We start from the raw sequence: 14,251 nt of genomic DNA, 5'->3' as shown, positions 1-14,251 counted from the left end.
TCGATCTTTGAGAGGACCTAGTCTTCGGTGATTGAGCTTGGCAATGGAATATCGCCGCCCTCATCCTTTGGACCGTCATTGTTCCGGCCACGACCGCGTCCGCCGCCGCCATCACGTCCGCGACCACGGCCACCGCCGCCATCACGGCGTGGGCCGCGAGGTTTGCTTTCGCGAGGAGGACGGGTGTCTTCCAGCTCTTCACCGGTTTCCTGATCAACAACCCGCATCGACAGGCGAACCTTGCCGCGCTGGTCAATTTCGAGAACCTTGACCTTGACTTCCTGACCTTCGCTCAGTTCGTCAGAGACTTTCTCGACACGCTCGTTCTTGATTTCAGAAACGTGGACGAGACCGTCTTTGCCACCCATGAAGTTCACGAAAGCACCAAAGTCGACAAGGTTGACGACTTTACCATCGTAGATTTTGCCAACTTCGGCTTCTTCCACAATGCCTTCGATCCATTTCAGAGCCGCTTCGATCTGAGACTTGTCAGAGGAAGAAACCTTGATCAGGCCTTCATCGTCAATATCGACTTTCGCGCCGGTTTCGGCAACGATTTCGCGGATCACTTTACCACCGGTTCCGATAACGTCGCGGATCTTCTCTTTGTTGATCTGCAGCGTTTCGATGCGTGGTGCGTGCTCTGACATTTCGGTACGAACCGATGACAGCGCCTTGCTCATTTCACCAAGGATGTGCGCACGGCCGCCACTGGCTTGCTCCAGAGCAGACTTCATGATTTCCTGCGTGATGCCGGCTACCTTGATGTCCATCTGCAAGGAGGTGATGCCTTTTTCGGTACCGGCCACCTTGAAGTCCATGTCGCCGAGATGATCTTCGTCGCCGAGAATGTCGGAGAGAACAGCGAAATCTTCGCCTTCGAGGATCAGACCCATCGCAATACCGGAAACCGGACGCGCCAAAGGCACGCCTGCATCCATCATCGCTAGCGAACCACCACAAACGGTTGCCATGGAAGACGAACCATTGGACTCGGTAATGTCGGAGAGAACCCGGATCGTGTATGGAAATTCTTCGAGCGTCGGCAATACCGGACGCAGCGCGCGGAATGCGAGCTTACCATGACCGGTTTCGCGGCGGCTGGTAAAACCAAAACGACCCACTTCACCAACCGAATATGGCGGGAAGTTATAGTGCAGCATGAAGTTGCTGTAGCTTAGCCCTTCGAGACCATCGATCATCTGCTCGGCATCTTTCGTGCCCAGGGTCGTGGTCACGATTGCCTGCGTCTCCCCGCGGGTAAACAGCGACGAACCATGGGTCCTTGGTAACAGGCCAACCATAGCTTCAATCGGACGCACTTCGTCGACCTTGCGGCCATCGATCCGCGTACCGTCTTTCAGGATCGATCCGCGCACAATTTCGGACTCCAGCTTTTTGACCAGCTTGAGCGCTCCGAGATATTCGGACGGATCGTCTTCACCTTCAAACAGCTCACGCGCTTTTTCGCGGGCGGCGTTGATAGCATCCTGGCGCGCCTGCTTGTCCGTCAGCTTGTAAGCGGCAGCCAGATCGTCACCGATATGGTCTTTCAGCTTCGCTTTGACGTCGTCCTTGTTTTCCAAAGGTTCGAGTTCCCAAGGCGCTTTGGCAGCTTGCTCAGCCAGATCGATGATCAGGTTTGCAACATCCTTACAAGCGTCATGGGCAAACATCACCGCGCCAAGCATTTGGTCCTCGGTCAGCTCTTTAGCTTCGGATTCAACCATCATCACCGCGCCGGGTGTTGCAGCAACAACCAGATCCAGCTCGCCATCTTCGTCGATGGAAGCCAGTGTGGGGTTAAGCTGATATTCGCCGTCCTTGAAACCAACGCGCGCAGCGCCGATGGGTCCCATGAATGGCACACCGGAAATGGTCAAAGCTGCAGAGGCAGCAACCATTGCGAGAATATCGGGCTCATTTTCGCCATCATAGCTCAGAACCTGACAGATGACGTTGATTTCATTGTAGAAACCTTCGGGGAATAGCGGGCGGCAAGGACGGTCAATCAAACGCGATGTCAGCGTTTCTTTTTCCGTCGCACGGCCTTCGCGCTTGAAGAAACCGCCTGGGATACGACCAGCGGCTGAGAATTTTTCCTGATAGTGTACGGTCAGCGGGAAGAAATCCTGTCCTTCGCGTACCGATTTAGCGGCGGTAACTGCGCACAGTACAACCGTTTCGCCGAGGGTCGCGAGTACCGCGCCATCGGCCTGACGGGCAATACGGCCCGTTTCGAGGGTGAGGGTCTGTCCGCCCCACTCCATTTCAACTTTCTTTACATCAAACATTCGTATTTTCCTTTGTCCCGCCTGCCCTATGCAGTGCGGGGGCTTTCATTTGTCCAGCAATCCGGCTGAACAGCGGTTCGGGGTCATTTGTGCCCCAATTGTCACCAAACTCACCTTATTGTGAAATTCGGTGCTTCCGTACCCCTGCGTAGGCAGGGGTCCATCTCCTATGTCATCATCTATTTGAAATGGCGGGAGATGGGCACCTGCCTGCGCAGGTGCACAATGCGAAAACGGCCCCGCAAGGAGGCCGCTTCCAAAACTCTTATTTCCGGAGACCAAGGTCTTTAATCAACTTGGAATAGCGGGCCGCATCTTTCTTGCGGAGATAGTCCAGCAAGCTGCGACGCTTGTTCACCATCATCAGCAAACCACGACGGGAGTGGTTGTCCTTGTGGTGGCCTTTGAAATGCTCGGTCAGGTTCACAATACGCTCGGTAAGGACTGCAACCTGTACTTCCGGGGAACCGGTATCGCCTTTTGTCTGGGCGAATTTTTCAATCAGTTCCTGCTTTTTTTCTGCGGTAATCGTCATAATCTAATTTTTCCTTCGAACATCTTTACATATTAAATCCGCGAACAACCTTTACGGTTCCAACAACAAGCTCTGCCAAGGCAACCGGAGAACCATCTTCGGTCGCTAGAAAAAGCCCGTCATTTGGCGGGTTCCCGATCAATTCCTGTTCGTCCAGCCTTTGGCCTTGCCGAAGCAGTCTTGCCTGATCAGGAGTGAGGTCAAAAGCCGGGATGTCGTCCAGCCCCGCCTCAAGCGGCAAGAGATAATCTTTAATGTCCGCGCCCTTACCAATTTCATTGAGTTTGTCCAGAGAAATCGCATGTTTGAGCGTAAACGGCCCCGCCTTGGTGCGGCGCAGCATCGTGACATGGCCGACGGTACCGAGTGCGCGCGCAATATCGCGGGCCAGAGAGCGGATGTAAGTGCCTTTTGAGACATTGGCGATGAGGGTAACAGAATCTATCCTCTCCCCTTGAGGGAGAGGAAACGGAGACTTGGCAGCTTGCTGCCCTAGTCGAGTTGGAGAGGGGTCTGGCTTGGCGCTTCCTCTCAACCCCTCACCAAGCTTAGCTAGTTCGCTCCGCTCACAAGCATCGCTTTCCTCTCCCTCATGGGGAGAGGAGATGGAAAGCGCATAGATCTCCACCGCCCGCATCTTCATCTCAACCGTTTCACCGGCCCGCGCCAGATCATAAGCGCGCTTGCCATCAACTTTCAGCGCCGAATATTTGGGCGGTATCTGTTCAATCGGCCCGGTAAATTGGGGCAAGACAGCCTTCACCTGAACCAAGGTCGGAAAATTGCCAGAGGTTTCAGACACCTCCCCTTCGGCGTCCAACGTCTCGGTCTCTTTTCCGAAAGCAATCGTAAATTCATAGATTTTCGACGCGTCCAGCATACGCCCGCACAGCTTGGTCGCCTCTCCCAGCGCTATAGGCAGAACCCCAGTCGCCAAGGGATCCAGCGTTCCGCCATGCCCGACCTTTGTCTTGTCCTTGCCCTTGCCGAGAAGCCCAGCCTCACGCAAATTGCGTTTTACCGCGCCTACGGCCTGGGTTGATCCCAGCTCCAGCGGTTTGTCGAGAATGATCCAGCCGTGCGGTTTCAAAGTTGATTCCCAGAAAATGGTATCACGATTTCGGCCATGCCAGACCGATGGCGTGATCGCGGACCGAAGCCGACCACGCTTTGGAAAGCAACATGAAACGTTCCCGGTCATCTGCATAAAGCGCTCGTATCGCTTCCTCGAATTGTGGCCAATCTCCCGCCATGACGGTCAGAAAATGATACGCTGCATCTTGTCCTTTTCGTTTGTCCACACCAGTTTTTCGCGCCTGATCAACCAACCGGCGCAATGTCGCTGATGCCCCACCGGATTGTTTGCTCAGCCAGTCCCAATGCCGCGGGAGCAAGGTGACTTCCTTGGAAACCACACCAAGCTTTGGCCGCCCCCGCTTTATCGGCGCTTCTGTTTCACTGGTGGGCCGCAAATCAAAATCTATCTGGCTGCCGGTCTCGTCATCGAAAACCAATATGTCGGAACTTCGCTTTACCGCAGGCAAGGCGCGCAAGGTGTCGATAATCTCCGAGCGAGATCCTGTCGCCAACCAGTTTGCTTCCGAAAATGCTGTATAGGTGGTCATGGTGAATCCTTTCGGACGCGCATTTATACCCCGATAATATTGGAGTCAATATACCCGGGTAAAATAAATCTGATAGCTATGTCGGCTTCTTCCACTCCATGACCAGAAAGCCGGGCACCCGCGTATAGCGATCACTTTTTGGATCATTTTGATCCGGCGGCGTTGGCTCAGAAAAGTGGGTGAGTTGCAGACCATGGCCCAGAAAGGCATCAAAATAGGCGCTCAGCGGACGATGCCAGTTGAGAATATCGATACCGGCCCATTTTTCGCGCGTGGCGCGCTCCTTGGAATAATTGTCCATCTGAAAGCATTTCGCGGTGCCGGTCAGGCTACGATTCCATTTCCCGGCCGTGAAAAAGCTTGTCAGATTGGCAATCAACAAGGAACCACCGGGTTTGGTCACGCGGACCATTTCGTCAATCGCCGCACGATAATCCTCGATATCAATCAACGATAAATAACTGACCGTCAGATCAAAACTGGCATCGTCAAAGGCCAGTTTTTCACCAATGCCAATCGCATAGTCGCCATCTGGATCGCGTTGCCGCGCTGTTTCAATCAGGCTGGGGACAGGATCAATGCCCGATCCCGAGAGGCCGCGATCTTGCAGCATGCGGACGAAGCGCCCTTCCCCGCACCCGACATCCAGGAAATGCCCACCTATGGCAGTCGCACGACCCAACATCACAGCATCTAGAAAGGTGCGCCGCGTCCAGTCGCCTTGCTCGCCCATTGATGCGATCCAGGCATCAGCGGACGGCACCCAGCCGTTCACATCATCTGTCATTCCCGGTTCGCCCACTCCTCTTGGAGCAAGCCAAATACAGCCGTATCGCGAATAAAGCCAGTCCAGGTGATCCGGTTTTTCCGCAGCGTTCCTTCATGCTTGGCACCCAATTTCAGCACCGCTGCCATCGAGCGTTTGTTGCGGGTATCCACCCGAAACTCGATGCGGGTAAAGCCGCAGGCAAAGGCATGGTCGATCATGAGCTTTTTCATGACATCGTTAAAGCCGCTGCCACGCACCGAAGGCGCTATGTAGGTACCGCCGATTTCGGTCACTTTGGTATTGGGATCGGGATTGATATAATTGCTCATGCCGACCAGCTTGCCGGTTTCCGCGTTGATCACCGCAAATTGCACCCAATTGTCGGTGCTGTGGAAAGCTTCCATCGCCTTGTCGAAATGTTCATCCAGCATCGAAACCGGGTAAATATCCCAGATATCCTGGTCCTCTGCACAGGCGGCGCGCAGCGGTTCGATATGATGTTCGGCCAAGGGTTCCAGACGTACCGGAAATTCCTCCAGTACCGCCGACAGGTCAGCCATTGAGCTTTTCCATAAAATGCTTGCGGCACAGCGCGACATAAAGCTCGTTGCCGCCAATTGCCGTTTGTTGACCAGCCAGCACGGGACTGCCTTCTTCATCGACACGCATGTTCATCGTCGATTTGCTGCCGCATTCGCAGACGGCTTTAATTTCGACCAGCTCGTCGGCAATCGCCAGCAATTGCGCACTGCCGGGAAATAGCGCGGCCTGAAAATCGGTGCGCAGACCGTAAGCGAGCACCGGGATGCGCAGTTGATCCGCGACCAATGCAACCTGAAATACCTGATCCTTGGTCATGAACTGGGCTTCGTCAATCAGCACGCAATCCAGCGTATCGTCTTCATGCTGGGCGCTAATATCTGCCAGCATATCTGTTTCTTTTTCAAAGATATGCGCTTTTTTCTTCAGACCGATGCGAGAATTGATCCAGCCTGCTTCTTCCCGGTCATCCAGCGCCGCCGTCCATAGCATCGTGCGCATGCCGCGTTCGCGATAATTGAAATCCGCCTGCAGCAATGTCGTTGATTTACCCGCGTTCATCGAGCTGTAGTAGAAATAGAGTTTGGCCATAATCAGTCTCTAAACCCGTCATCCTGAACTAGTTTCAGGATCTCCGTTAACCATATGACCTTGAAATAGATCCTGAATCAAGTTCAGGATGACGAAAACGCCTATTTGCTATTCCTCACCATGCTCCTCGCCCAAATCTTGAGCAACCTTCGGATTACTCAACAGATTTTCAATATGCGCCGCTTCGTCAAAGCTTTCGTCGGCGAGAAATTTGAGCCGTGCGGCATATTTCATCTTCACCCGACTGGCGACTTCTTTCTGGAAATAGGCGGTGTTGGTTTTCAGCGCCTTGAGCACATCCGCTTCATTTGCGCCCAGTAGCGGTTTCACAAAGACAGTGGCGTGGCGCAAGTCGGGGGACATCCGTACCTCGGTCACGCTGACACTGGTCGCTGTAAGCAGTTCATCATGCACTTCTCCGCGCATCAGCAGTTCGGACAGGATATGCCGAACCTGCTCGCCTACACGCAATAGCCTTACCGAACGGCCTTCAGGGGATGTGTCGTTATATTTTGCCATAGGTCTATCTTAGACTCTCACCGCTATATGGTCGCCAGTGATCGGGTTTGACGCCGAACTCTTCTTCGCACAGTTCTTTCGCAATAACTGTCGTATCTTCCAAAAAGTCTTTTTCAGGAAAAGCGCTATCCGTGCTTTCAAAAACAAAAAGATATACGCCTTCAGCCCTAGGTTCGATCACATATCGGGCAAACTTCCCCACGCCAATGGCTTCTTCCATCAAAGAACGCGTTCTTTCTCTTCAACCTCAAAGACTTCCAGCATATCGCCTGGCTTGATGTCGTTGGTGTCTTCCAGCACCGCACCACATTCCATACCGGCGCGGACTTCCTCGACATCGTCTTTGAAGCGGCGCAGCGAGGCGATGGTCGTCTTGCTGACGATGACATCCTCGCGGGTGAGCCGTGCGAATAGGCCTTTGCGGAGCGTTCCTTCGGTGACCAGCAGACCAGCGGCCTTGTCGCGCTTGCCCGATTTGAACACCTCTTTGACCTCGGCGCGGCCCATGACGTTCTCGATCTTCTCTGGGCCCAGCTCACCGGCCATTTCAGCGCGGATTTCATCGGTCAGATCATAGATGATATCGAAATATTTCAGCCGCACACCATCGCGCTTCGCAATTTCGCGCGCCTTGGCATTGGGACGGACGTTAAAGCCGATAATCGGGGCCTTGCTGGCACTTGCCAAGGTTACGTCGGACTCGGTGATCGCGCCCACGCCGCTGTGCAGGATGCGGACCTTGATATCGTCATTGGATATCTTGTTCAGTGCCTGGACAATCGCCTCGGTACTGCCCTGCACGTCGGCTTTAACGAGCAGCGGGAATTCAACCGCGCTGTCCGCAGCCGCAGAGAACATATTCTCCAGGCTCGTCGGTGCCTGCGTCGTGCGTTGCAGTTTCTCTTGCTCAGCACGGTAGGTCGCGACTTCGCGCGCGCGCGATTCATTCTCGACCACGGTCAGCTTGTCGCCGGCAGACGGAACGCCGGACAGACCCAGCACTTCGACCGGAACCGATGGACCGGCTTCCTTGGGCTGTGCGCCCTTGTCGTCGATCATCGCCCGAACCTTACCGGTTTGCGAGCCGACAACAAAGATATCACCGCGTTTCAGCGTACCGCGCTGGACCAAAACGGTGGCCACAGGACCGCGTCCCTTGTCGAGCTTGGCCTCGATCACAATGCCCTCAGCGGCACGATCGGGACGGGCCTTGAGTTCAAGCAGTTCGGCCTGCAAGTGAATCTTCTCGATCAGCTCTTCGAGATTGGTCTTCTTGAGTGCAGAAACTTCAACATCCTGCACGTCACCAGACATTTCCTCGACGATCACTTCATGTTCCAACAGACGCGTGCGCACCTGCATCGGGTCGGCGCCTTCCTTGTCGATCTTGTTGATCGCCACAATCATCGGCACATCGGCCGCCTTGGTGTGGTTGATCGCCTCAATCGTCTGCGGCATCAGACCGTCATCGGCCGCCACCACCAGGATAACGATATCGGTGGCATTCGCCCCGCGCAGCCGCATGCTGGTAAAGGCTTCATGGCCCGGCGTATCGAGGAAGGTGATCTTGTCGCCATTTTTCATTTTAACCTGATAAGCGCCGATATGTTGGGTAATGCCGCCAGCTTCGCCAGCGACCACATCGGTACCGCGCAGTGCGTCGAGCAGCGACGTCTTACCATGGTCGACATGCCCCATAATCGTAACCACCGGCGGACGCGGTTTCAGCGTTTCTTCCGGATCAACATCCGATTCCGTATCAATTTCAACGTCGGCCTCGGACACGCGCTGGATATTGTGGCCAAATTCCTCGACCAGCAATTCTGCTGTATCCTGATCAATCGTCTGGTTGACGGTCACCATCGAACCCATGTTGAACAGGGATTTGACGAGATCAGCGCCCTTTTCGCCCATGCGCTTGGACAGTTCCTGCACGGTAATTGCTTCCGGCACGATCACATCACGAATCTGCTTCTCACGCGGCTCGCGCGGTTGACCCGACATTTGCGCCCGCTTTTCTTTCTCACGCGCGCGTTTCAGCGCCGCAAGCGAACGTGCACGTGCTGCGCCGTCTTCCCCGCGGAGAGCGCGGTTAACGGTCAGCTTGCCGGATTGGCGGCGATCACCACGATCACTGCGTCCGGTTTTTGGCTTCTGCTTCGGTTCAGGCCGTTTCGGAGCCTCAACCGGTGTAAATTTGCGTGCAGGCGGATGTGACGTGCCGCTGGTCGCTGGCTTGGCTTCGTCAGCCTTTGGTGCCTCTGCCGCTTCGGCAGCCGCAGCAGCAGCCGCTTCTTCCGCCGCTTTAATCTCTTCCTGAGCCTTTTTAGCCGCTTCTTCTTCCGCCTTACGCTTGTCTTCGGCGCGCTTTTTCTCTTCGGCGGTCTGGTCTTTCTTGGCCTTGGTATCGCGTTTGCGCGCTTCTTCCATGGCGGCCAGACGGGCTTCTTCGGCCTCGCGCAGCAATTTCGCCTGCTTTTCCTGACGGGTCAGCACGTCTTCCTGCTTTGGCTTGGGCGCCGGAGCCGGCTTCTTCGCTTCAACAGGAGCAGGCGCAGGCGCCGGTGCCGGGGTTTCCGGCACTATATCCTTGGCAGCTTCCTGTGCTCCGGGCTTGCCCACGAGTTTACGGCGCTTGACCTCGACGACGACCTTGTTGGTCCGACCGTGGCTAAACGTCTGTTTGACTTCACCGGGCTCAACCGAACGCTTCAGTCCCAAAGGCTTGCGTGCAGGTTTTGCGGTATCTTTGTTATCTTCACTCATCGAACAGACTTAATCCTTAAAAAAATTCATTACTTCAATATTTTAACTGATCAACTTCAAACCAGTTCACGCAACTTTCTTCTTCGCCTCACCGCCATCATCACTACCATGATCGCTGGCGCCACCGGCCTTCTCAGACCCGATAAAGTGACGCCATCTATCCAGCATGTGCGATATTCGCCCCGCCGCCCTGTGGTCGGTTATACCTATATGCACGACATTTTGACGGCCCAATGCCACAGAAAGGGCCTGTCGGTCCACCGGCAATATCTGACCGCGGACATCCTGCCCTTCCCGGTCACTGCCGACGCGCCATGCCTGATCGAGTTTAGTAGACCCGTCACGACCAGCATCAGCGGCGTGGAGGAGCATCTGAAGATCGCCCTGCCGCGCAGCCGTTTCAATCTTTTCTGAACCGGTCAGAAGCATTCCGCCACGCGCTTCCAGTCCCAGCCTGTCTAATGTGGCGCGTTCCAGAGCATTTTCAACCTGTGCGGCCAGATCATCGGGAATATCAAGCTTGCCGGTTTTGAAGGCGCGCGACAATGCGCCTTTCAGCGCGCCCTTGGCCTGCGCCTGCTCCAATGCATTGCGATCGACACTGATCCAGGCGCCACGGCCCGGCGCTTTGGCACGGACATCGGGGGCAATCCCGTCATCGGGGCTGAGCGCCAAACGCACTAATGCTTCCTGGGGAAGGCTCTCCCCAGTCAATATGCATTTACGGTGTGGTGCGCGATCTAAAGGTTTAGAAGGCGTCTCATTGGGGAGCTTCCGCATTAGCGTCCTCCCCTGTTTCCGCCTCAGCTTCAGCAGCCGGAGCAGCTTCTTCCTCGTCGTCAAACCAGTGCGCACGAGCGGCCATGATAATCTCATTGCCCTGCTCTTCGGTCAGACCATATTGCGCCAGTACGCCATCGGGCTCTGGCTTGCGATTGTCATTGCGGCGGCGTGGCTCGGCTTTGCGCTTCAGAACCAGCTCGTCGGTTGCCAGATCAGCAACATCGTCGAGAGTTTTGAGGCCCGCTTTACCCAGAGTCACCAGCATGGCTTCGGTCATATGAGGCAGTTCGGCAATCGCATCTTCAACGCCAAGCTCGGTACGCTCTGCCTTGGCAGCCGCCTCACGACGCTCCAATGCTTCCAGCGCACGGCTTTGCAGTTCGGCCGCCAGCTCATCGTCAAAGCCTTCGATATTGGAAAGCTCTTCCGGTGCGACATAAGCGACTTCTTCCATCTCGCTAAAGCCTTCAGCGACCAGAAGCTGCGACAAGGTTTCATCCACGTCGAGATCTTCCTGGAACATCGCGGTGCGGACGGCAAATTCGGCCTGACGCTTCTCGCTGCTGTCGGCTTCGGTCATGATGTCGATGGCCAGGCCGGTCAATTGTGACGCGAGACGGACATTCTGTCCGCGGCGACCAATGGCAAGGCTGAGCTGATCGTCAGGAACAACCACTTCGATGCGGCCTTCTTCTTCGTCAATCAGCACGCGGCTCACCGTTGCAGGCTGCAGTGCGTTGACAACAAAGGTCGCGATATCGTCGGACCAAGGAATGATGTCGATTTTTTCGCCCTGCATTTCCTGCACGACGGCCTGAACACGGCTACCCTTCATACCCACACAGGCACCAACCGGATCGATTGAGCTGTCCTGGCTGATCACGCCGATTTTGGCGCGGCTGCCGGGGTCACGGGCGGCGGCTTTAATCTCGATTATGCCGTCATAAATTTCGGGAACTTCCTGCGCAAACAAGAGCTTCATGAAATCGGGATGGGCGCGAGACAGGAATATCTGTGGTCCGCGATTTTCGCGGCGCACATTCATGATCAGCGAACGGACGCGGTCACCAACACGGGCGGCTTCGCGCGGAATTTGCTGGTCGCGGCGGATAACACCTTCGGCACGGCCCAGATCAACGACGACATGGCCGAATTCTACCGACTTCACGACACCGGTGATGATTTCACCAGCGCGGTCTTTAAACTCTTCAAACTGCCGCTCACGCTCTGCGTCACGGACTTTCTGAAAGATAACCTGTTTCGCGGACTGCGCATCAATGCGGCCCAGATCAACAGCAGGCAGCGGATCAACGATAAAGTCGCCCAGTTTCGAGCCTTTTTCCAGCTTATCGGCCTGTTTCAGGTCAACCTGCTTGAAATAGTCTTCAACTTCTTCAACCACCTCAACCACACGCCAGAGACGCAGGTCGCCGGTTTGCAGGTCGAGCTTGGCACGAATATCATTTTCCGCACCATAGCGAGCACGAGCGGCTTTCTGGATCGCCTCTTCCATTGCTTCAACGACGATGGTCTTGTCGATCATCTTTTCCGATGCAACGGCATTGGCGATAGCTAGCAATTCAGCCTTATTTGCAGAAATGGCACTGGCCATGATTAGTCTTCCTGTTCTTCGTTTAGAGTATCTTCTTCAATTTCATCGGCGCCATCGGCAGAAACCGGGATGGTCGCAGCAATCAGGGCGTCGGTCAGAATCAGTTTTGCGCTATGCACGTTGTCGAGAGTGGTCGTTTGACGCCCCGCCTTGCGATCGTCAATCGCTATTATCTCACCTTCGATGCCGTCTAGCAAGCCGCGCAATTGCTTCTTGCCCGAAACCGCCTCGATCAGATTGATCCGTGCTTCATGTCCGGCCCAATTCGCGTAGTCTTTTGCGCGGGTTAGCGGGCGATCGATACCGGGTGAACTGACTTCGAGCCGATAGGCTTCCTCAATCGGATCACGCCCTTCTTCTTCCAGCACATCAAATTTTTCTGAAATCCGCCGTGACAAGGCCGCGCAATCGTCAATGCCGAGCTGGCCCGTCTCTGGTCGCTCCGCCATGATCTGCAAGGTCGGCTCATCCGCGCCGGATACAAACTGCACGCGCACCAGTTCAAAACCCAAAGCTTCCGCTTCCGGTGTGATCAGGTTCATAATGGCAGTCATATCCGTCAAATTTGGTTCCAGTAAAAATGCAAAACTCTTTTGCGCCGGCCCCGTTTGGCGCCAGCCCCTTCAAAATCTCACAATGTTGGGATGACTGCTATTTAGGGATTGATTCCCAAATTTGCAACGCCTTAATTTTCTGTCGCAGGTGAAGGTGCAAACATCCAGCGCGTGACCATCCATGCCAAGGCCGCACCGACAAACTGAGCGGCGACAAATCCAGCCACATCCGCTGGCGCGATTCCGGCAAAGCTGTTGGAAAAGGCGCGGCCAACCGTGATCGCCGGATTGGCAAAGCTAGTCGAGCTGGTGAACCAATAGCCCGCGGATATATAAAGCCCCACCGCTGGTGCCACCCAATCGGGGCGAAAGCGCACCGTACCCAATATCGTGAACAGCAATCCGAAGGTTGCGATCAGTTCTCCGAGCCACTGGCCACCGCCGGTTCGGGTTTTCTCGCTCAGCTGGAAAACCGGCAGTTCAAACATGAGATGGGCCGCCCAGACACCAATCAGACCACCGATGAGCTGCGCAATGACAAACAAAACGCCAACATTCAGTGTCAGTTCTTTGCGCAAGATCATGACAAAGGTGACCGCCGGATTGAAATGCGCACCCGATATCGGTGCCAATATCGCGATCAGCACGAATAATATCGCGCCGGTTGCCAGCGTATTGCCGAGCAGCGCGATAGCGACATTCCCGCCCGCCAGATTTTCGGCCATGATCCCTGAGCCAACCACGGTGACAAACAGGAAAAACGATCCCAGCGCTTCGGCGCCGAGCTTTTGCGCCCTTGAAAAATCCCCCATTTTCTGCGCCTTAGTTCAAGCAGCACGCAGCGTCGGATTTACCGCCGCCGAGATCCGGCAATTTCCCATAATGGGTGACCTGTCCGTCGGTGTAGAAGGCTTCCCAGATCAGGCCGTCCGGGTCCTGTGTCCAGTTTTTCTCTGATGAGGCATAGCAGCAGGTGGTCGCGCCTTCCTCAAACCGCGGACCGGCGGCATCCTGCACACGCTCGTAGACGGCTTGCAGTTCTTCAGGACTTTCTGCTTGCAGGCCGACATGGGCGATGCCGGTTTCGCCGCCAGTGGCGTCGCTGACAGGCTCGATCGAGAAATTGATATACGGATCGTCCAGCATCCACTTGATATAATCGGGCTTCACCACAGCTGGTTGCTCGCCGAACAGGTTGGCATAATAGGCTCGGGATTTTTCGAGATCCGATACTTTCAGGTTGAGGTGAAATCTTTTCATGCGTCTTGTCCTTCCATACATGTGTCCGCTGCATCCGTCGGCAGGCAGTCATCGCCCGCACAGCAATTTTCCAGGAGAAACGCCATCAACTGGTTCATCGCCTGAAAATCGGCGCGATAGATGATCGAACGGCCATCCCTTTCATCGCTCACCACACCACCATTTTTGAGGTGCGACAGGTGAAAAGATAGCGAACTGGCTGGCATATCTAGTTCCTTGGCAATTTGCCCGGCAGGCAATCCGCTGCGCCCCGCCTGCACCAGCAAGCGAAATATCGCCAGGCGATGTTCTTGCGCCAGTGCAGAGAGGGCGTCGACAGCAGTATGACTTCGAATCGTTTCCATATTTCCAGTAATATCGAAATATAAACGTAGAGTCAATCTCCGCGGCCCTTTCGCAAACT

Annotated in this window: 16 protein-coding genes; all 16 read right to left on the bottom strand. The window is 55.1% G+C overall.

Annotated elements, in window-relative coordinates; all coding sequences use genetic code 11:
• Positions 1–17: 17 nt before the first annotated feature.
• The gene (pnp, locus tag BS29_RS06815) at positions 18–2,294 is read right to left on the bottom strand and encodes a polyribonucleotide nucleotidyltransferase (protein WP_229956453.1); all 2,277 of its coding nucleotides are present in this window, start codon (positions 2,292–2,294) and stop codon (positions 18–20) included.
• A 265-nt stretch (positions 2,295–2,559) separates the two neighbouring features.
• The gene (rpsO, locus tag BS29_RS06810) at positions 2,560–2,829 is read right to left on the bottom strand and encodes a 30S ribosomal protein S15 (RefSeq protein WP_108812664.1); all 270 of its coding nucleotides are present in this window, start codon (positions 2,827–2,829) and stop codon (positions 2,560–2,562) included.
• A 25-nt stretch (positions 2,830–2,854) separates the two neighbouring features.
• The gene (truB, locus tag BS29_RS06805; RefSeq protein WP_229956452.1) at positions 2,855–3,919 is read right to left on the bottom strand and encodes a tRNA pseudouridine(55) synthase TruB; all 1,065 of its coding nucleotides are present in this window, start codon (positions 3,917–3,919) and stop codon (positions 2,855–2,857) included.
• 22 nt (positions 3,920–3,941) lie between these two features.
• Positions 3,942–4,454, bottom strand: coding sequence for a DUF2239 family protein (locus BS29_RS06800; RefSeq protein ID WP_229956451.1), 513 nt, complete (start codon positions 4,452–4,454; stop codon positions 3,942–3,944).
• 76 nt (positions 4,455–4,530) lie between these two features.
• On the bottom strand, positions 4,531–5,241 hold the full coding sequence (locus BS29_RS06795) for a class I SAM-dependent methyltransferase (RefSeq protein ID WP_229956450.1): 711 nt from the start codon (positions 5,239–5,241) through the stop codon (positions 4,531–4,533).
• Complete coding sequence (locus BS29_RS06790) at positions 5,238–5,783, bottom strand: GNAT family N-acetyltransferase (protein WP_229956449.1); 546 nt, start codon at positions 5,781–5,783, stop codon at positions 5,238–5,240. The genes BS29_RS06795 and BS29_RS06790 overlap by 4 nt, the downstream gene beginning before the upstream one ends.
• Complete coding sequence (locus tag BS29_RS06785; RefSeq protein WP_229956448.1) at positions 5,776–6,354, bottom strand: thymidine kinase; 579 nt, start codon at positions 6,352–6,354, stop codon at positions 5,776–5,778. The genes BS29_RS06790 and BS29_RS06785 overlap by 8 nt, the downstream gene beginning before the upstream one ends.
• Before the next feature lie 108 nt (positions 6,355–6,462).
• Positions 6,463–6,873, bottom strand: coding sequence for a 30S ribosome-binding factor RbfA (gene rbfA, locus BS29_RS06780; RefSeq protein ID WP_229956447.1), 411 nt, complete (start codon positions 6,871–6,873; stop codon positions 6,463–6,465).
• Between the two features lie 4 nt (positions 6,874–6,877).
• Complete coding sequence (locus tag BS29_RS06775) at positions 6,878–7,096, bottom strand: hypothetical protein (RefSeq protein ID WP_229956446.1); 219 nt, start codon at positions 7,094–7,096, stop codon at positions 6,878–6,880.
• A complete protein-coding gene (gene infB / locus BS29_RS06770; RefSeq protein WP_229956445.1) occupies positions 7,093–9,639 on the bottom strand; it encodes a translation initiation factor IF-2 in 2,547 nt (848 codons plus the stop codon). The genes BS29_RS06775 and infB overlap by 4 nt, the downstream gene beginning before the upstream one ends.
• 66 nt (positions 9,640–9,705) lie before the next feature.
• Positions 9,706–10,419 carry a DUF448 domain-containing protein gene (locus tag BS29_RS06765; protein ID WP_229956444.1) on the bottom strand — a complete coding sequence of 238 codons (714 nt, stop codon included), beginning with the start codon at positions 10,417–10,419 and terminating at the stop codon, positions 9,706–9,708.
• Positions 10,400–12,034, bottom strand: coding sequence for a transcription termination factor NusA (nusA, locus tag BS29_RS06760; RefSeq protein WP_229956443.1), 1,635 nt, complete (start codon positions 12,032–12,034; stop codon positions 10,400–10,402). Before nusA ends, BS29_RS06765 begins: the two co-directional genes overlap by 20 nt.
• 2 nt (positions 12,035–12,036) lie before the next feature.
• The gene (rimP, locus tag BS29_RS06755) at positions 12,037–12,597 is read right to left on the bottom strand and encodes a ribosome maturation protein RimP (protein WP_407673759.1); all 561 of its coding nucleotides are present in this window, start codon (positions 12,595–12,597) and stop codon (positions 12,037–12,039) included.
• A gap of 122 nt (positions 12,598–12,719) precedes the next feature.
• The gene (locus BS29_RS06750) at positions 12,720–13,400 is read right to left on the bottom strand and encodes an aquaporin (protein ID WP_229956441.1); all 681 of its coding nucleotides are present in this window, start codon (positions 13,398–13,400) and stop codon (positions 12,720–12,722) included.
• 10 nt (positions 13,401–13,410) lie between these two features.
• Positions 13,411–13,848: a VOC family protein gene (locus tag BS29_RS06745; RefSeq protein ID WP_229956440.1), complete on the bottom strand. Its 438-nt coding sequence runs from the start codon at positions 13,846–13,848 to the stop codon at positions 13,411–13,413.
• On the bottom strand, positions 13,845–14,192 hold the full coding sequence (locus tag BS29_RS06740; protein ID WP_229956439.1) for an ArsR/SmtB family transcription factor: 348 nt from the start codon (positions 14,190–14,192) through the stop codon (positions 13,845–13,847). Before BS29_RS06740 ends, BS29_RS06745 begins: the two co-directional genes overlap by 4 nt.
• Between the last annotated feature and the right edge of the window lie 59 nt (positions 14,193–14,251).

It is taken from the genome of Parasphingorhabdus litoris DSM 22379, assembly GCF_020906275.1.
Taxonomy (GTDB): Bacteria; Pseudomonadota; Alphaproteobacteria; order Sphingomonadales; family Sphingomonadaceae; genus Parasphingorhabdus; species Parasphingorhabdus litoris.
Note: the sequence above shows the minus strand (reverse complement) of the source record. Positions and strands in the feature narration are given on the sequence as shown.

Coding starts and splice junctions, on each gene's coding strand:
- pnp (WP_229956453.1), bottom strand. CDS start 2,294: ATGTTTGATGTAAAGAAAGTTGAAATGGAGTGGGGCGGACAGACCCTC.
- rpsO (WP_108812664.1), bottom strand. CDS start 2,829: ATGACGATTACCGCAGAAAAAAAGCAGGAACTGATTGAAAAATTCGCC.
- BS29_RS06800 (WP_229956451.1), bottom strand. CDS start 4,454: ATGACCACCTATACAGCATTTTCGGAAGCAAACTGGTTGGCGACAGGA.
- BS29_RS06795 (WP_229956450.1), bottom strand. CDS start 5,241: ATGACAGATGATGTGAACGGCTGGGTGCCGTCCGCTGATGCCTGGATC.
- BS29_RS06790 (WP_229956449.1), bottom strand. CDS start 5,783: ATGGCTGACCTGTCGGCGGTACTGGAGGAATTTCCGGTACGTCTGGAA.
- BS29_RS06785 (WP_229956448.1), bottom strand. CDS start 6,354: ATGGCCAAACTCTATTTCTACTACAGCTCGATGAACGCGGGTAAATCA.
- rbfA (WP_229956447.1), bottom strand. CDS start 6,873: ATGGCAAAATATAACGACACATCCCCTGAAGGCCGTTCGGTAAGGCTA.
- infB (WP_229956445.1), bottom strand. CDS start 9,639: ATGAGTGAAGATAACAAAGATACCGCAAAACCTGCACGCAAGCCTTTG.
- BS29_RS06765 (WP_229956444.1), bottom strand. CDS start 10,419: ATGCGGAAGCTCCCCAATGAGACGCCTTCTAAACCTTTAGATCGCGCA.
- nusA (WP_229956443.1), bottom strand. CDS start 12,034: ATGGCCAGTGCCATTTCTGCAAATAAGGCTGAATTGCTAGCTATCGCC.
- BS29_RS06750 (WP_229956441.1), bottom strand. CDS start 13,400: ATGGGGGATTTTTCAAGGGCGCAAAAGCTCGGCGCCGAAGCGCTGGGA.
- BS29_RS06745 (WP_229956440.1), bottom strand. CDS start 13,848: ATGAAAAGATTTCACCTCAACCTGAAAGTATCGGATCTCGAAAAATCC.
- BS29_RS06740 (WP_229956439.1), bottom strand. CDS start 14,192: ATGGAAACGATTCGAAGTCATACTGCTGTCGACGCCCTCTCTGCACTG.